Annotated in this window: 16 protein-coding genes, 1 tRNA gene and 1 pseudogene; 10 read left to right on the forward strand and 8 right to left on the reverse strand. The window is 65.1% G+C overall.

All coding sequences use genetic code 11. From position 1 onward, the window contains the following. Window positions 1-52: 52 nt before the first annotated feature. Window positions 53-2,119, reverse strand: a complete 2,067-nt coding sequence (locus AAC014_RS17425; protein ID WP_339711137.1) for a 3-hydroxyacyl-CoA dehydrogenase NAD-binding domain-containing protein — start codon at window positions 2,117-2,119, stop codon at window positions 53-55. 89 nt (window positions 2,120-2,208) lie between these two features. On the opposite strand from AAC014_RS17425, the gene AAC014_RS17430 reads away from it, so the two are divergent. Both AAC014_RS17430 and AAC014_RS17435 read left to right on the forward strand, forming a co-directional pair. Beyond that, window positions 2,209-3,426 carry a multidrug effflux MFS transporter gene (locus tag AAC014_RS17430; RefSeq protein WP_339711140.1) on the forward strand — a complete coding sequence of 406 codons (1,218 nt, stop codon included), beginning with the start codon at window positions 2,209-2,211 and terminating at the stop codon, window positions 3,424-3,426. A 69-nt stretch (window positions 3,427-3,495) separates the two neighbouring features. Then, window positions 3,496-4,272 (forward strand): SDR family NAD(P)-dependent oxidoreductase, encoded by a 777-nt coding sequence (locus AAC014_RS17435; RefSeq protein WP_339711143.1) that lies wholly within the window; start codon window positions 3,496-3,498, stop codon window positions 4,270-4,272. Window positions 4,273-4,275: 3 nt separating this feature from the next. On the opposite strand, the gene AAC014_RS17440 is transcribed toward AAC014_RS17435, so the two are convergent. Beyond that, window positions 4,276-4,758 carry an Lrp/AsnC family transcriptional regulator gene (locus tag AAC014_RS17440; RefSeq protein WP_293781529.1) on the reverse strand — a complete coding sequence of 161 codons (483 nt, stop codon included), beginning with the start codon at window positions 4,756-4,758 and terminating at the stop codon, window positions 4,276-4,278. A gap of 157 nt (window positions 4,759-4,915) precedes the next feature. Here AAC014_RS17440 and AAC014_RS17445 point away from each other — a divergent pair, with 157 nt between their 5' ends. The 6 genes from AAC014_RS17445 (at window position 4,916) to AAC014_RS17470 (ending at window position 12,191) form a co-directional block, all read left to right on the forward strand. Beyond that, window positions 4,916-6,652 carry a HAMP domain-containing sensor histidine kinase gene (locus AAC014_RS17445; protein ID WP_339711148.1) on the forward strand — a complete coding sequence of 579 codons (1,737 nt, stop codon included), beginning with the start codon at window positions 4,916-4,918 and terminating at the stop codon, window positions 6,650-6,652. Between the two features lie 59 nt (window positions 6,653-6,711). Further along, complete coding sequence (gene trxB, locus AAC014_RS17450) at window positions 6,712-7,677, forward strand: thioredoxin-disulfide reductase (protein ID WP_339711150.1); 966 nt, start codon at window positions 6,712-6,714, stop codon at window positions 7,675-7,677. Between the two features lie 2 nt (window positions 7,678-7,679). After that, window positions 7,680-8,600 (forward strand): LysR family transcriptional regulator, encoded by a 921-nt coding sequence (locus AAC014_RS17455; protein WP_339711152.1) that lies wholly within the window; start codon window positions 7,680-7,682, stop codon window positions 8,598-8,600. A 242-nt stretch (window positions 8,601-8,842) separates the two neighbouring features. After that, complete coding sequence (locus tag AAC014_RS17460; protein ID WP_339711154.1) at window positions 8,843-9,874, forward strand: polysaccharide deacetylase family protein; 1,032 nt, start codon at window positions 8,843-8,845, stop codon at window positions 9,872-9,874. A 39-nt stretch (window positions 9,875-9,913) separates the two neighbouring features. Next, a tRNA-Ile gene (locus AAC014_RS17465) sits at window positions 9,914-9,989 on the forward strand. 84 nt (window positions 9,990-10,073) lie between these two features. Continuing rightward, window positions 10,074-12,191 (forward strand): PBP1A family penicillin-binding protein, encoded by a 2,118-nt coding sequence (locus AAC014_RS17470; RefSeq protein ID WP_339711157.1) that lies wholly within the window; start codon window positions 10,074-10,076, stop codon window positions 12,189-12,191. Here the strand turns inward: AAC014_RS17470 and AAC014_RS17475 are convergent. From AAC014_RS17475 to pgsA, 3 genes are read right to left on the reverse strand one after another with little or no spacing between them, the layout of a single operon-like run. Then, entirely contained in the window at window positions 12,188-12,628 is a 441-nt protein-coding gene (locus tag AAC014_RS17475) for a molybdenum cofactor biosynthesis protein MoaE (protein WP_339711159.1), read from the reverse strand. The genes AAC014_RS17470 and AAC014_RS17475 overlap by 4 nt on opposite strands. Continuing rightward, complete coding sequence (gene moaD / locus AAC014_RS17480; protein ID WP_339711162.1) at window positions 12,625-12,876, reverse strand: molybdopterin converting factor subunit 1; 252 nt, start codon at window positions 12,874-12,876, stop codon at window positions 12,625-12,627. Before moaD ends, AAC014_RS17475 begins: the two co-directional genes overlap by 4 nt. Window positions 12,877-12,880: 4 nt before the next feature. Further along, the gene (gene pgsA, locus AAC014_RS17485; protein ID WP_339711249.1) at window positions 12,881-13,438 is read right to left on the reverse strand and encodes a CDP-diacylglycerol--glycerol-3-phosphate 3-phosphatidyltransferase; all 558 of its coding nucleotides are present in this window, start codon (window positions 13,436-13,438) and stop codon (window positions 12,881-12,883) included. A gap of 24 nt (window positions 13,439-13,462) precedes the next feature. Between pgsA and AAC014_RS17490 the strand changes: the two genes are divergently transcribed. Together AAC014_RS17490 and AAC014_RS17495 are read left to right on the forward strand one after the other, a co-directional pair. Continuing rightward, window positions 13,463-14,167 carry a nitroreductase gene (locus AAC014_RS17490; RefSeq protein WP_339711164.1) on the forward strand — a complete coding sequence of 235 codons (705 nt, stop codon included), beginning with the start codon at window positions 13,463-13,465 and terminating at the stop codon, window positions 14,165-14,167. Beyond that, the gene (locus AAC014_RS17495) at window positions 14,164-14,643 is read left to right on the forward strand and encodes a hypothetical protein (protein ID WP_339711166.1); all 480 of its coding nucleotides are present in this window, start codon (window positions 14,164-14,166) and stop codon (window positions 14,641-14,643) included. Before AAC014_RS17490 ends, AAC014_RS17495 begins: the two co-directional genes overlap by 4 nt. Window positions 14,644-14,656: 13 nt before the next feature. Here AAC014_RS17495 and AAC014_RS17500 read toward each other — a convergent pair whose 3' ends face one another. From AAC014_RS17500 to AAC014_RS17510, 3 genes and pseudogenes are all read right to left on the reverse strand, one after another. Continuing rightward, window positions 14,657-15,061, reverse strand: coding sequence for a DUF1428 domain-containing protein (locus AAC014_RS17500; protein WP_339711252.1), 405 nt, complete (start codon window positions 15,059-15,061; stop codon window positions 14,657-14,659). Between the two features lie 18 nt (window positions 15,062-15,079). Then, a pseudogene (locus AAC014_RS17505) lies at window positions 15,080-15,508 on the reverse strand (DUF1428 domain-containing protein); the annotation flags it as partial. Continuing rightward, complete coding sequence (locus AAC014_RS17510) at window positions 15,390-16,049, reverse strand: glutathione S-transferase family protein (RefSeq protein ID WP_339711168.1); 660 nt, start codon at window positions 16,047-16,049, stop codon at window positions 15,390-15,392. The gene AAC014_RS17510 and the pseudogene AAC014_RS17505, both read right to left, overlap by 119 nt. Between the last annotated feature and the right edge of the window lies 1 nt (window position 16,050).

Raw genomic sequence — 16,050 nt, forward strand, 5'->3', positions numbered from 1 at the left:
AGACAGCCTTGAATCAACCTCCGAGTCTCCAGTCAAGCTTTGTCCACGAAACCTAGTTTAGGTCGCGGAAGGACTTCCCTTCGGCCGCGAGTTTGCTGAGAAGCGCGGCAGGCTTGAAGGCCGCGCCGTGGACTTTCTCGTATTTTTCGAGGCCGTCGAGCAGGGCTTTGAGACCCACGGTATCGCCGTAGAACATCGGGCCGCCGCGATAGACCGGGAAGCCGTAGCCGTAGATCCACGCGACATCGATGTCGGACGGACGCTGCGCAATGCCTTCTTCCAGAATCTTCGCGCCTTCGTTGATCATCGGATAGAGGCAGCGTTCGAGGATTTCCGCATCCGAAATCTCTCGGCGCTCAATGCCGAGTTCAGCAGACTTGGCGAGAATGATGTCTTCGGCGACCTTCGAGGGCGTGCGGTTGCGCTTCTCGTCGTAGTCGTAGAAGCCGCTGCCCGTCTTCTGTCCGCGCTTGCCCGCCTCGCAGAGCCGGTCGCGCACGGTTTCGCCTTTGGAGGTCGCAGCATTCCAGCCGATGTCGAGCCCGGCGAGATCGGCCATCTGGAACGGTCCCATCGGGAAGCCGAAGTCGTAGAGGACGCGGTCGACATCCCACGGCATGGCGCCTTCCAGGATCAGCGCCTGCGCCTGGTCCTGACGGGCGCGGAGCATACGGTTGCCGATGAAGCCGAAGCACACGCCCGCGACGACCGCCACCTTGCCGATCGTCTTCGCGAGGCCCATCGCCGTGGCGAGCACGTCGGGCGCGGTCTTCGCGCCGCGCACGACCTCCAGCAGCTTCATCACGTTCGCAGGCGAGAAGAAGTGAAGGCCGACGACATCCTGCGGGCGTGAGGTCGCGGAGGCGATCTCATCGACGTCGAGGTAGGAGGTGTTGCTGGCAAGGATCGCGCCGGGCTTCGCGATGCGGTCGAGCTTCGCGAAAATCTCTTTCTTGATGGCCATGTCCTCGAACACCGCCTCGATGATGAGGTCGCAGTCTTTCAGCGCTTCGAGATCGAGCACGGGGGTAAGGCGGCCCATGTTGGCCTCGACCGCTTCGGGCTTCAGTGCGCCTTTGGCGGCGCTTGCGGCGTAGTTCTTGCGCATGATGCCAACGCCGCGATCGAGCGCTTCCGGGCTGGTTTCCACGATCGTCACCGGGATGCCCGCCGACAGGAAGTTCATGGAAATGCCGCCGCCCATCGTGCCCGCGCCGATCACGCCGACCGACTTTATTGGGCGCGGCGTGGTGCCTTCGGGCAGATCCTTGATGCGCGCAGCCTGACGCTCGGCGAAGAAGATGTGGCGCTGTGCGGCGGACTGGGTGCCCGTCATCAGCCCCATGAACAGTTCGCGTTCGCGCTTCATGCCCTCTTCGAAGGGCAGGGTGACGGCGGCCTCGATACACTTGATGTTCGCCTCCGGCGCGTCGAAGCCCCGGAACTTGCGGGCATTCGCGGCGCGGAATTCGGCGAAGAGCGCAGGATCGGCAGTGACGCTGCGGTCACGGATCTTCTTGAGCGGACGATTTTCGGCGACCACCTTCTGCGCAAAGGCGATGGCGCCGCCGCGAAGGTCGGCTTCATCGACCAGTTCATCGACAAGACCCGAATCGAGCGCGGCCTTCGCGCCGATCGGATTCCCCGACGTGACCATCTTGAGCGCGGCCTCGGCGCCGACGACACGCGGCAGGCGCTGGGTGCCGCCTGCACCCGGCAGGAGACCGAGCTTCACTTCGGGAAGGCCGAGCTTCGCGGACGGCACGGCCACGCGATAGTGCGCGCCGAGCGCGGTTTCGAGGCCGCCGCCGAGCGCGGTGCCGTGGATCGCGGCGATCACGGGCTTCGTCGCGCTCTCGATGACGTCGATCATCTGGTGCAGGCTGGTGCCGCGCGGCGGCTTGCCGAACTCGGTGATGTCGGCGCCCGCGATGAACGTGCGGCCCGCGCAGATGAGCACGATCGCCTTCACCTCGGGATCGGCGACCGCCGACGTCACGCCTTCCGCGATGCCGTCGCGGACCGGCGCCGAGAGCGCATTCACAGGCGGCGAATTCACCGTGATTACGGCGATTTCCCCGTCGCGGGAGAGGTCGACAACGTCGTTGATGGCAGTCATAGCGGCATTTCTCCATCCGATGGCCCGAATCGGCGATCACGCATAGTGGCACCTGTGCGGAGAGTCACCCGCCTAGAGGAACAGGAAGCGTGCACGGAACTTCGCGAGAAAATGCGTCGAAATCGCCGCTGGGCATGGTCGTCCTTCTGGGCGGCCTGACGGCGTTCGGTGCGCTCTCGATCGATATGTACCTACCCGCGCTTCCCGTGATCGCGGCCGATTTCGGGGCGTCCGACGGTGTTGTCGAACGCTCGCTGGCGACCTTCCTTGCGGGCCTTGCGCTCGGCCAACTGTTCTACGGGCCGCTTTCGGACCGGATCGGGCGGCGGCCGCCGCTGATCGCGGGCATCGCCATCTACGTGCTGGCATCCGTGCTGTGTGCGTTTGCGGCGTCGCCCAACATGCTTGCCGCGCTTCGCTTCGGTCAGGGGCTGGGGGCCTGCGCCGGGATGGTGATCTCGCGTGCCATCGTCCGCGACGTGTTCGATCATCAGGAATCGGCGCGGGTATTCTCGATGATCATGCTCGTGTTCGGGCTGGCGCCGGTGCTTGCACCGCTGCTCGGCAGCTACCTGATGGTGGTGACGAATTGGCGGGCGATTTTCATCTTCATGATGCTGTTCGGGCTCATGATGCTCTACGCCATCGTGTTTCGCCTCGGCGAGACGCGCTCCGACGCGACTGAAGCGACAGCACGAGGCGAGCATCCGATCGCCGCGCTGGCGCTGCTGGCGACCAACCGCAAGCTGCTCGGTTACCTGCTCGCGAGCGCCTGCAACAGCGCGTGCCTGTTTACCTATATTTCGGCGTCACCGGCGCTCATCATGGGCACCTATGGCATTTCGCCCACCGGCTTCGGCTGGCTCTTCGGGGTCAACGCGCTTGGCCTTATCGTTGCGAGCCAGCTGAACCGCGTCGCCCTTGCACGCTTCCGGGCCGACAGCGTCCTTGCGGTTGCGAGTATCGTTGCCGCGCTGTTCGGGTTCGCACTTCTCGCGCTTTCGCTACTCAATGTCGGCGGGCTTGCGGCGGTCATGGTGATGCTGTTCGGCATCCTTTCCAGCTTCGGTTTCATCATGGGCAACGCGAGCGCGGGCGCGCTTAGTGTCGACCCGGCCCGGTCGGGCTCGGTCAGTGCGCTGATGGGGGCCACCGGTTTCACCGTGGGCGGCCTCGCGATGACGATTACCAGCCTGTTCGCGGACGGGACCGCGATTCCCATGGCCGCAGTCATGTGCCTGTCGCTCGTGATCGCTGCAGTGGCCTTTTTCGGGCTGACGCGCGAGGGCAGCCCTTCGCGTGGATGACCGTTTTCATAGCTGACGCGGCCGTGATGTAACGTCACAAATGGCCTCCAGACCAGATGGAGGTGCGATATGGGCAAGCTCGCAGGCAAGACGGCGATCATCACGGGCGCGGCGAGCGGCATCGGCCGCGCGAGCGCGATCCTCTTTGCAGAGGAAGGCGCGCGCGTCTTCATCGCCGACCGCAGCGAAGCGGTTCATGACGTCGCAGCCGGGATCGGAGACGCTGCCACAGCCTTCACCGGAGATGTCGGTGACAAGAGCTTCGTCGACGGCCTCGTGGCGGCGGCGACGGCGGACGGTCCGCTCGACATCGCCTTTGCCAATGCGGGCATTTCGGGCGGTATGCACCGCCTTCTCGACCTTGAGGTCAGCGAGTGGGAGCAGGTGCTGCGCGTGAACCTGATCGGCGTGTTCCTGCTCGTACAGGCCGCCGCGCGGGAGATGGTGAAGGCGGGGAAGGGGGCAATCCTCTGCACGGCCTCGGTCGCGGGTATCCGCTCGGGCGCGGGCGGATCGCCTTACAGCGCCTCGAAGGCCGGCGTGATCAACTTCGTGCAGACGAGCGCCTACCAGCTTTCGGGTACAGGCATCCGCATCAACGCGATCTGCCCCGGCGTCATCGAAACCGGGATGACGCAGCCGATGTTCGACATGGCGCGCGAGCGCGGCACCGAAGGCAAGATCGGCCAACTGAACCCGCTGAAGCGCGCCGCGCAGCCGATCGAGGTCGCGCGGCTGGCGGCGTTCCTTGTCTCGGACGATGCGTCCTACGTGAACGGGCAGGCGGTCGCGGTCGACGGCGGGTTATCCGCCTCGCATCCGGTCGTGCCCGGCAAGATCTGGTAGCGCTCAGGCGTCGTCGACGGGAATGCCCGGCTGGTTCTTCGAGGTGCGGATGGTGAGCGACGTTTTCACGTGCTCGACATTGGGCGCCGAGGTGAGGTGCGCGGTGAGGAAGCGCTGGAACTCCTGAAGGTCGTGCGCCACGATTTTCAGGATGAAATCGATCTCGCCGTTCAGCATGTGACATTCGCGAACCGGCGGGAGCTGGGCGACATGCTCCTCGAAGGCACGGAGGTCGTTCTCGGCCTGGCTCTTCAGGCTGACCATCGCGAAAACCATGATGCTGTAGCCGAGCGCCTCTGGATTGAGGTCCGCATGGTAGCCACGGATGATCCCGGCGGTTTCGAGCGCGCGGACGCGGCGAAGCGTCGGCGGAGCAGTAAGCCCGGCGCGCGCGGCGAGATCGACGTTGGTGAGCCGGCCCTCATCCTGAAGGCTTTTCAAAACGATCCGGTCAGTTTCGTCGATAATATGTCGATTCGACGGCATTCGCCGCAACCTTTCAATGATTTGTTGCAAATGGTTATAATATAATTGCGGAGAAGCGCAATTCGAACACGTCGTAAAGGCGGATTTAACCGGAACACTTCAAAACTCGCGCGAAACGGGACACATTACGTTCCCGAAAGGACCCCGCGACTCCGCGATGCGCCACGACGATACAATAAGAACGGCCGTTGCGCTGGCGGAGAGGGATTCTCCCGACGCCCGTGCGGCTGCCTTTCGTCAGCTCATCGACCTGTCGCTCCAGCGCCGGGACTGCGCGGATGCGCGGCTGCGGCGGCGTGCGCTGCGTGCGCTGTCGCGGTTGAGCCGGGACGTGCCCGAATCTCTGAGGAACGCGATGATCGACAAGGCGGCGCGCGCGGGCGCGCGGAGCCTGCATCTGCGCCTGTTCAGGGGGCATGTTTCGCACCACTACGACCGGATGCTGCAGGTCGCGCACCTCGACGAGCCTGAATGGTGGCGCCTGGCAAGGCGTGCGCCCAAACACCTTCATGCCGGGATGCTTTCGCGCCGCGATCTGCCGGGGCCGGTGCGTGAGCTGCTCTCGGGGCGCCCGGGCGCTGCTGCCGGAGGCGGGGCTGAACGGCTGTTCGTCCCCGATGCCGCGATTGCCGCGACGCCTGCCGCCGTGGTCGACAAGGCCCGCTTCGCGCCCGCGATGCAGCCCGCAGTGCTCGATGAACCGGCCGCCCCGGCGCTCGAATCGGGGCGTAGCCAGATCAAGGAATTGCTCGACCGAATTTCGGCGTTCCGTTCGCGCGGTCACGAGCCTGAACAGGGCGAGGCTGCGGAAGACACCGCTGAACCGCGCGAAAGCCCGGTCGAGGAACTGGAACGCCGCTGGACATGGCGCTGCGACGAGCAGGGCATTCTCATCGAAAGCCCCGCAACCCCGCCGCAGCTTGTCGGCCACTGGCTTGTCGAGTTCGATACGCCGGACGGGAGCGGGCAGGTGCGCCGCGCGGCGGAGCGCCGCGTGCCCTTCCGCGATGTGATCGTTACCTGCCAGCCGGAGCTTGGGCTTCCGGGGCGCTGGCGTATGTCCGGCCTACCGCAGTTCGACCGCAAGACCGGGCGCTTCACGGGTTATTGGGGAAGCGCGATCGCGCTTGATCCGCCGGAACGTATTGCCGCCGCGGCGTCGCAGGCGGCGGGCCTCTTCGGCACCGGCGCGTCGAGCGAGGCGTTCGCGACGATGGCGCACGAGGTGCGCACGCCGCTCAACGCCATCATCGGCTTCGCGCAGCTGATCGAAGGTGAAATCCTCGGCGAAGCGGGGGTCGAATACCGATCGCAGGCGGGCAATATCCTGAAGCAGGCCGAAAAGCTGCTGAGCGCGTTCGATGACCTCTCGGATGCCGCGCGCATCGAGCAGGGGCGTTATCGACCCGGACTCGGCACGTTCGACGCGGGCGCGAAGGCCCGCGAGGTGGTTGCGCGCTACGAAGGGCTCGCCGGGGATCGCGGCGTGGCGCTGGTGCCTTTCGTGGCCGACAATATCCCCGCCGTCGCCTCCGACTCGTCTGTCTTCGAGCGCGCGTTGGCGCGGCTGCTCACCGCAGCGGTGGCCTCTGCGGCGACCGACGAATCGGTGCTGGTGATCGTGCAGGCCGAAGGCAGCGCACTGCGCGTCGCGGTGACCCGGCCGCGTGCCACGCTCGGCAAGAGCGAGGACGAGCTGTTCGATCCTGCGGGCATCCCCGGCGGCGAGGACGCAGCGCCGGTTCTGGGCATCGGCTTCGGGCTCAAGCTTGTCGGCAGCCTTGCCGCGACAGTGGGCGGCACGTTCCGGCTCGCGCCGTACGTTTTCGAGCTTTCCATCCCGCTCGGGCAGCCGCCGCAGCGTCAGGAGGACGACGCAAGCGAGGCCTCGTAATTCGCGCATCCAGAGATTACATCTCCTGTCCGACTTTCGGCTAGCAGGGATGAGGTGTGATGGGTGAAACGAAGCAGGTTCGCGTTGCGGTGATCGGTTCGGGTCCGGCCGGATATACGGCCGGCGTTTATGCGGCGCGCGCGGCGCTCAATCCCGTCATCATCCGGGGCCTGCAGCCGGGCGGACAGCTTACCATCACCACCGATGTCGAGAACTGGCCGGGCGAATCGGTGATCATGGGCCCCGACCTCATGGAGAAAATGGCGGCGCAGGCGAAGCATGTGGGCGCGGAGATCGTCGATGATATCGTTACCGACGTGGATTTTTCGCGCCGGCCGTTCCGCCTGACGCTCGATTCGGGGACCATCTATCTTGCCGACACGGTCGTGATCGCGACCGGCGCACAGGCGCGCTGGCTCGGGCTTGAGAGCGAGGGGCGCTTTCGCGGCTTCGGCGTTTCGGCCTGCGCGACCTGCGATGGCTTCTTCTATCGCGGCAAGACCGTCGCGGTGGTCGGCGGCGGCAACACCGCCGTGGAAGAAGCGCTGTTCCTCACCAACTTCGCGCAGAAGGTCTATCTCATCCACCGTCGCGACGAACTGCGCGCGGACAAGACGAACCAGGCCCGCCTGCTCGCCAATCCGAAGGTCGAGGCGGTGTGGAACGCAGAGGTTGCCGAGGTGATCGGCGCCAGCGATCCGCTGGGCGTTACCGGGATCAAGCTGCGCGGCACGAACGGCGCGGCCGACCGTGCGCTCGATGTCGACGGCCTGTTCATCGCGATCGGCCACGATCCGGCGACGGCGCTGTTCAAGGGCAAGCTGAACATGGACGGGGAGGGCTATATCCTCACTGCGCCCGACAGCACGGCGACCTCCGTGCCCGGCGTGTTCGCGGCGGGCGACGTGAAGGACAAGGTGTTCCGCCAAGCCGTGACCGCGGCCGGCATGGGCTGCATGGCAGCGCTCGAGGCCGAGCGCTTCCTCGCGCACCACGAAGCCGGGCTCGCGGAAGCGGCCGAGTAGCCGTGCTCGACTGGGAAAAGCTCAGGCTTTTTCATACGGTATCGGAAGCGGGCAGCTTTACCGAGGCCTCGCGCCGGCTGGGCATGAGCCAGCCGGCGCTCTCGCGGCAGATCGCTTCGCTGGAAGACATGCTGGGCGCCAAGCTGTTCCACCGCCATGCGCGCGGCCTTGCGATGACGCACGAGGGCGAGCAGCTTGCGGCAACCACAACCGAGATGTTCGAGCGCGTCGAGCGGACGCGGCAAGCGATCGAGCTGTCGAAAGACCGGCCGACCGGCGAGATCAGGCTGACGACCACTATGTCGTTCGGCTCGACCTGGCTGCCGACCATGCTTCCCGAATTTCTGGAGCGTTACCCGGACATCCAGATCAACATGGTGCTGGCGGACGACGATCTCGACCTTCAGAAGCGCGAGGCGGACGTCGCTATCCGCTTTCATCCCTCCACACAGAACGATCTCGTGCAGCGGCAGCTTGCCGCGATCCGCTACCGCCTGTGCGGTTCACCCGACTATTTCGCACGCTACGGGGTGCCGCAAACGATCGCGGATCTTGATCACCACCGTATCATCGCCTTCGGCGAAACCGCGCCTTCGACGATTCGTGGCGTCAACTGGATACAGGACGTGGGCCATCAAGGTCCGCCGCGCCGTCCGGCGCTTATGGTCAACAGCGTTTTCGGTATCCTGCAGGCCGTGGAAGCCGGTGTGGGCATCGCAGCATTGCCGAGCTATCTGATCCGTGCGTCCGGGCGTGTGAAGGTGATTTTGCCGGACGTGCAGGGGCCAGTGTTCCGCACGTACTTCGTCTACGTCCCCGAGCTTAGAAATGCCATACGAATCAAGATTTTGAGGGATTTTCTCATTGAGAAAATGACCCCGGCGACACTCGACGTCGACGAGAGTTATGCGTTGGGTGCATAGCTGCATTGTGATTTGCGGCAGTGCACAATAGGGCCGTCTTTCCGTACACCAATTTCATCGCAGCAACACACCGCTGCAACGGAAATCGAAGGCCCGCTCCCCTCCCTCCCCGCGGGCCTCGGTAGACGGGTCCCCGGCTTCACCTCCCTCCCTCCCAAGAAGCCGGGGGCCTAACCCGTTCCGAAGCCTCCCTTTTTTGCAGCTTTACTTGCCGGAAACGTCCGAACGCTTATTGTCGCGACATGCTGGCCCCCTCGGACAATCAATACATCTCGTTCGGCCCGGAATTCGGCCAGCGCGTGCTCGTTTTTGTCGACACCGAAGAGGAGTTCGACTGGACGCAGCCCAAGAGTCGCGATTCGACGTCGGTGAAAACGGTGAAGTCGCTGCCCAAGGTGCACAGCCTGATGCGCGGCTTCGATATCAAGCCCGCCTACATGGTCGATTATCCGGTGGCGACGACGCCCGAGAGTGTCGAGGTGTTGCGCGCGCTTTCCGAAAATGACGGCGCCACGATCGGCACGCAGCTGCATCCCTGGGTGAACCCGCCGTTCCTTGAACGCGTCGGCGGCCCCAACAGCTTTCCCGGCAACCTGCCGCGCGAGGTGGAGCGCGCCAAGATCAAGGCGCTGACCGAGGCCATCGACGAGAATTTCGGCGCGGCGCCGATCGTCTACAGGGCAGGACGCTATGGCGTCGGGCCGAACACGGAGGCGCTGCTCGACGAACTCGGCTACCGGATGGATGTGTCGGTTCGGCCTTATTTCGATTACAGCGACGAAGGCGGCCCCAGTTTCCGCAACATCCGACCGCAGCTCTATTGGACAGGGCCGGAACGGCGACTTCTCGAACTGCCGCTGACCTCCACCTTCACGGGCGGATTGCGCGTGTTCGGTGAGCGGGCTTTCGAGATTGCCACGCGCGTGCCGCGACTGAACGGTCTCCTTTCGCGCACCTCGCTGCTCGGCCGCGTGGCGCTGACGCCCGAAGGCATACCGCTTGATGAGGCGATCCAGGCGATCGAACTGCTCGTCGAGGCGGGAACGCAGATCTTCTCCATCTCCTTCCACTCCCCGTCCGTGGAACCGGGCCACACACCCTACGTGCGCGACGCGCGCGACCTTGCCGATTTCTATGCCTGGTGGGACGGCGTGCTGACGACGCTGACGCGCGCGGGGGTGAAGCCCGCCAGCGTTGAGGAGGTCGTCGCGGCGGCCCATGCCCAGCGCGACGGGAAGCCCGCTACTCTTGCGGAGCAGGCCGCGAGCGTCTAAGCGCTGCGGTCGTCCGGCGCGGGGGGAAAGCGGGGCGACGGGCCTGTAGCTCAATGGTTAGAGCTGGCCGCTCATAACGGCTAGGTTGGGGGTTCGAGTCCCTCCGGGCCCACCACGCATCGCCCCATCAGCCGCCCACGACGATTGAACGGGCCACTGTTTTGCGTAAGTATGACAGTATGAGAATGGCGACTCCGCAATGATCTTCCGCCGCCCACGCGTCGAGTCGCTCGATCCCGATGAATACCGCGCATGGTCCGCCGAGTTTGGCGGAGAGAACGTTCCCCCTCCCGAGGAGGCGGCCAAGCCGCGCCGACGCTGGCTGCGCTGGCTCCCCAAAATCGCGGCAGGCTTGCTGCTCGTGTTCTTCGGCATCGTTGCGTGGTTGGCGATCACGGCGCCGCTCGGCAAGGCGCTCGAACCGCTGGAAACGCCTGCGCTGGTCCTCACCGCCGCCGACGGTACGCCGATCGCGCGCCGGGGCAGCTTCAAGGCGGAGCCGGTCGATGTGACGAAACTGCCCGAGCACGTCGGGGAGGCCTTCGTCGCGATCGAGGACCGGCGTTTCTATGACCACATCGGCATCGACATTCGCGGCATTCTGCGCGCCGCGCAGGCGAACGCGGCGGCGGGCCGCGTCGTTCAGGGCGGTTCCACGATCACGCAGCAGCTCGCCAAGACAAGCTTCCTCAGCCTTGATCGAAGCCTGACGCGCAAGGCGCAGGAGGTGATCATCGCCTTCTGGCTGGAAGCCTGGCTGACAAAGGACGAGATCCTCTCGCGCTACCTTTCAAGTGTCTATTTCGGCGACGGTGCCTATGGCCTGCGCGCAGCGTCGGAGCAGTATTTCAGCAAGGAGCCCGAGCAGATGACGATCGGCGAGGCGGCGATGCTCGCGGGTCTCGTCAAGGCGCCGTCCCGGCTAGCGCCGACCAACGATTACGACGCGGCGCGCGAACGCGGAAAGCTTGTCATCGCCGCGATGAAGGAACAGGGCCTCATCACCGACGCGGAATGGCGCGGTGCGCGGCGCGCGGCGCTGCGTCCCGGCCGGAAGGGCCTGCCGACGGGGAGCTACTTCGCAGACTGGGCGTGGGCGGAGGCCGCGAACAGCACGCCTGACGTGTTCGGCGAGGTGAAGGTCGCAACGACGCTCGACAGCCGCCTCCAGAAGCTTGCCGAGCGCGTTGTGAAGCGCAACCTCGATCGCGCGGGCTGGCACGATGTCGGCGAGGCGGCGATCGTTGCCATGCACCCGGATGGCCGCGTCGTCGCCATGGTGGGCGGCAGGGACTACCAGAAGAGCGAATTCAACCGCGCGGTGCAGGCGAAGCGGCAGCCGGGCTCAGCGTTCAAGCTGTTCGTCTATCTCGCCGCGCTGCGCAGCGGCATGAGCGTCGACAGCGAGATCGAGGACGAGCCCGTCACCATCGGCGACTGGAGTCCCAAGAATAACGACGGCAAGTATCGCGGCCCGATCACGCTGAAGCGGGCCTTCGCGCTCTCCTCCAACGTCGCGGCGGCTCGGCTGGCGAACGAGGTGGGGGCAGGGGCGATCCGCAAGGCTGCGCGCGATCTCGGCATCAAGGACGAGATCAGCGACGACCTCACCATCGCGCTCGGCACCTCGACGATGTCGCTCCTCGATCTGACCTCGGCGTATGCGTCGGTCGCGGGCGGCACGCCGCCGGTTGTGCCCTACGCGGTTTCGGCTCCGCCGCGCGATGAAGGTGTGGTGTCACGCTTGCGTGCGCTTGGAGGGGACAGCCTCCCCGAGCGCGCGGCGCTGCGCGAGATGATGCGCGCGACGATCGACTACGGAACGGGCACGCGCGCGAAGCTGCCGATCGCAGCTTTCGGCAAGACCGGCACGACGCAGGATTCGCGCGACGCGATCTTCGTGGGCTTCGCGGGCGATCTCGTCGTCGGCGTCTGGGTCGGCAACGACGACAATTCGCCGATGAACGGCGTGCTCGGCTCCACGATGCCCGCGGTGATGTGGCACGAGTTCATGATGGAGGCGCTGCCGGAAATCCGCCAGATCTCCGAGCGCCAGGCCGAGGAGCGACGCGCGCGCGAAGAGGCGGACGCCGCTGCGCAGGTCGATCTCTCGGTCCTGCTCGGGCCGGATGCGGAGGCGGTGCTGCGCGGCGAGCGGATTGATGTCGCGCGGGCGGCGGCGCTGCTCGGTCAGCTGGGCAATGTCATCGCCAACACGCCCGAGGACGCGGAAGGCATTCGCGAAGCCGCGCGTGCGCTTTCGGACCGGATCAACAAGGCGGTTACGGAAGAATCTGAACCGCCGCCGACGCCCTAATTCCAACGGTTGCGCGCGTCGTCGTCTTCGGTCTTGGCTTCGACCCAGCGGCTTTCGCCGCCGGTTTCTTCCTTCTTCCAGAATGGCGCGCCCGTCTTCAGATAGTCCATGATGAACGCGCAGGCGTCGAAGGCGTCACCGCGGTGCGCGGCGGCGATGGCGACGAGCACGATGGGGTCGCCCGGTAGCAGGCGGCCGTGCCGGTGAATGACCATGCCGCCGAGCAGCCGCCAGCGCGCTGCGGCCTGCGCGGCGATCGCTTCGAGCGCCTTTGTGGTCATTGCCGGATAATGCTCCAGCGTCATCGCCTCGATCTCGCCGCCGCGCACGAGGCCGACGAAGCTGGCGATGGCGCCGATATCGGTGCGGCCTTCCGAAAGCGCGCGCGTTTCCGCCGCCAGATCGAATGCTTCGGTCTGGACGCGGACGGTGATCATCCGCCGGTCACGGGTGGGAAGATGGCAAGCTCCGCGCCCTCGCGAAGCGCCGCGTCCGCGTCGACGAAATCCTGATCGAGCGCGAAGCGCAGGCGGTGCGGTTCGGCGAACGCGGATGCATAGCCGTCCCCGAGCGCGGATAGCGCCGTGAGCGCTTCGCCGACCGTGTGCGCCGCAAGGTCACGCGTCTCGCCGTCAAGGCCGATGCGTTCGCGCACCCATGCGAAATAGACGAGATTGAGCCTCACGGGTTCAGGCCATGTGCTTGAGGCCGACCCTCAGATAGTCGTACCCTGTAATGAGCGTGAGGATCGCAGCCGCCCACAGCGAAACAATGCCGACCTCGTAGGCGGGCAGCCAAGTGAATCTGATCTCTGCGGCGCCCGCAAGGATGAGTGCGCCGATCGATATCATCTGAAACGCGGTCTTCCACTTGGCGAGCTGGCTGACCGGGATGGAGACCTGAATCCCGGCCAGATACTCGCGCAGGCCGGAAACCGTAATCTCGCGGATCAGGATGATGATTGCGGCAATCACCGTCCAGCCACGGACGATATCGTTCTCCACGAGCATGATGATCGCACCCGCCACCATGATCTTGTCCGCGATCGGATCGAGAAACACGCCGAGCTTCGAAACCGTCCCCTGCGCGCGGGCGAGATAACCGTCCAGATAATCAGTCGCTCCGGCGATGCAGAAAACAACGAAGGCGACAAGATAGCCGAACCAGTTTGCGTTCCACATCAGGGCGACCAGAAGCGGCACCGCAAGGATGCGTGAGAGCGTGAGCAGATTGGGGAGGCTGGACAGCATGGGCGGACGTTAGGCTATCGTATGCGCCTGCTCAACATGGCTTTGGGAATCGAAGTGAACGTCAGTGAAGCGATTGCAACCCGCCGCTCGGTACGCGGCTTCCTCGACCGGCCTGTCGATCCCGCATTGCTGCGCGAGATCATCGAAAAGGCGGCGCGTGCGCCGTCGGGCGGCAACCTGCAGCCGTGGCACATCTACGCTGTCGGCGGCGACGAACTGACACGGCTGAAGGAGATCATGGCGGCGCGCATCGTCGAAGCACCGCGCGGCGAGGAGATGGAGTACGACATCTACCCGAAGGCGCTCGGGGAGCCCTACGCCTCGCGCCGCTTTCAGGTCGGCGAGGACATGTACGGCCACATCGGCATTCCGCGCGAGGACCGGGACGCGCGGCGGCGCTGGTTCGCCCGCAATTTCATGTTCTTTGGCGCGCCGGTTGCGCTGTTCTGCTATGTCAGTCGCACGATGGGACCGCCGCAGTGGTCCGATCTCGGCATGTATCTTGAAAACGTGATGCTGCTGCTGCGCGAGGCGGGCCTCGATTCCTGCCCGCAGGAATGCTGGGCGATGTATCCCAAAACGATCGGCACGTTCCTCGGCGTGCCCGACGCATGGATGCTGTTCACCGGCATGGCGATCGGCTGGAAAGACCCCGACGATCCCGCCAACAAGCTCCACGCGAAGCGCGTCCCGCTCGCCGAATTCGCGGAGTTTCGCGGCATATGAAGCGCCTCGGCATTATTTCGGTGCTGCTGCTCATCGCAGCCTGTGCGACGCGGCCCCCGACCTACAATCGCAGCTGGGCGATCTTCGATGCCGATGCGTCCGAAGGCAATGCGGCGAAGCTCGTTTACGGTGCCCCGAACAGCGACGACATCGATCTGTTCGCGGTTTGCGACCGGGACGCGAAGGTTTTCGAACTTGCGTTCTTCACGGCCGATTCGCGTATGTCCGTTGCCGAAGGGACGCGCACTCAGCTTCTGGTTGGTCCGCCGGACAAGGTCACGCCGCTCATGGCGTCGGTCCAGTATCATCCTTCTGGTGAAATGATGGTCGTCGCACGCGTCGGCCTGCCGCCGACGTTCGTGCGCGACTGGGCCGGCAAGCGCGTGACGCTGGCCGGGCAGGGGACGGCGATGACGCTGCTGGCCCGGCCCGACAAGCGGCTGATCGAGGATTTCCTGAAGCGCTGCGGGGCTTGAGCCTCGACGCGGCTCAGCTGTCGACGACAGGTTCGAAGCCGCCGAAGATCATGCGGGCGCCGTCGAATGGCATGGTTTCGGGCGCCATCTTTATGCGCGGGTCTTCCATCGTCGCCTTCATGCCGCTGTCACGCGCGGCTTTCGACGGCCATTCGATCCACGAAAAGACCACGGTCTCGCCGTCCTTCGCATGCGCCGCCCGGCGATAGTCGGTGACTTTGCCGTTCGGCACGTCGTCGCCCCAGCACTCGACGAAACGCGTCGCGCCGTGATCGAGAAACACGGCGGATGCCTCGCGCGCCATCTGGAAATAGGCATCCTTGTTACCGTCCGGCACCGGCAGCACGAAGCCATCGACATAGCCCGTGTCGCCGCCAGCGCCGACTTCGACATGCGGGCGGAAACCCGCGAAGATCATGCGCATGCCGTCGAACGGCATCTCGCCCATCGCCTCCATTCGCTCGTCCGCCATCATGCGTTCTTTCGCGGCATCGCGGGCGGCCTTGTCGGGATATTCTAGCCACGAGAACACGACGGTTTCATCGGACTTTGCCTGCACCGCACCTGCAAAGTCGTTGATCTTGCCCGCCGGAACATCATCGCCCCAGCATTCCACGACACGGGTGGCGCCGAATTCCCTGAACATCGGCGCGGCCGCCGCGGCGTGATCGCGGAAGACGTCCTTGTTGGCGGTGGGAACGGGGATGACGAATCCTTCAACATAGGTCATGGTTTTCCCCTTTCTCTCAGGCTGCCGCCGCGTCGGCGAACACCGCCAGATGATCGGCCATCGCCTTCCGGTGGGCTGGGCGGGCCTCACCCCGTTCGACATAGGCAGCGACACGGGGATGGCGATCAAGGACATTGGTCCCGCGAAGCCCGCCGAGCACGGATACCATCATCAGGTCCCCCGCAGTGAACATGTCGCCATCGAGCCATGTCTTGTCGCCCAGCGCCCCGGCAAGGTCGGCGAGGCCGCTCTCGAGCGTTTCCAGCACGACGGGGCGCCGATCCTTCGCCCACGCCCGATCCGCCTCGAACACGTCGTTGATGACGAGCGCCATGACACGCGGTTCGATCGTGTTGAGTGCAGCGATCAGCCACTGAATCATTTTGGCCCGCCCGGCCGGGTCGGCGGGAATGAGTTTTCCCGCGCGCTCGGCAATGTGCAAAACCATCGCGCCGGATTCGAATATCTCGACGGTTTCGTCCTTGTACGTCGGCACCTGTCCGAAAGGTTGATAGGCGCGGTGCGGCGGCGTCTTCGCGAATTCGATAGCGATGTAGTTGACGTCATAGGGTTGCCCGACCTCTTCAAACGCCCAGCGCGGACGCAGATCGCGGACGAAGCCGCGCGCGAATTCAGGAACCCATCCGAATGTGGTGATGACGGGATGCTGCGTCACA

This window comes from uncultured Sphingosinicella sp., assembly GCF_963974575.1.
Taxonomy (GTDB): Bacteria; Pseudomonadota; Alphaproteobacteria; order Sphingomonadales; family Sphingomonadaceae; genus Sphingosinicella.

Coding starts and splice junctions, on each gene's coding strand:
- AAC014_RS17475 (WP_339711159.1), bottom strand. CDS start 12,628: ATGATCACCGTCCGCGTCCAGACCGAAGCATTCGATCTGGCGGCGGAA.
- AAC014_RS17440 (WP_293781529.1), bottom strand. CDS start 4,758: ATGCCGTCGAATCGACATATTATCGACGAAACTGACCGGATCGTTTTG.
- trxB (WP_339711150.1), top strand. CDS start 6,712: ATGGGTGAAACGAAGCAGGTTCGCGTTGCGGTGATCGGTTCGGGTCCG.
- AAC014_RS17490 (WP_339711164.1), top strand. CDS start 13,463: ATGCGCCTGCTCAACATGGCTTTGGGAATCGAAGTGAACGTCAGTGAA.
- AAC014_RS17425 (WP_339711137.1), bottom strand. CDS start 2,119: ATGACTGCCATCAACGACGTTGTCGACCTCTCCCGCGACGGGGAAATC.
- AAC014_RS17470 (WP_339711157.1), top strand. CDS start 10,074: ATGATCTTCCGCCGCCCACGCGTCGAGTCGCTCGATCCCGATGAATAC.
- AAC014_RS17445 (WP_339711148.1), top strand. CDS start 4,916: ATGCGCCACGACGATACAATAAGAACGGCCGTTGCGCTGGCGGAGAGG.
- AAC014_RS17435 (WP_339711143.1), top strand. CDS start 3,496: ATGGGCAAGCTCGCAGGCAAGACGGCGATCATCACGGGCGCGGCGAGC.
- AAC014_RS17500 (WP_339711252.1), bottom strand. CDS start 15,061: ATGATCTTCGCGGGTTTCCGCCCGCATGTCGAAGTCGGCGCTGGCGGC.
- AAC014_RS17460 (WP_339711154.1), top strand. CDS start 8,843: ATGCTGGCCCCCTCGGACAATCAATACATCTCGTTCGGCCCGGAATTC.
- AAC014_RS17495 (WP_339711166.1), top strand. CDS start 14,164: ATGAAGCGCCTCGGCATTATTTCGGTGCTGCTGCTCATCGCAGCCTGT.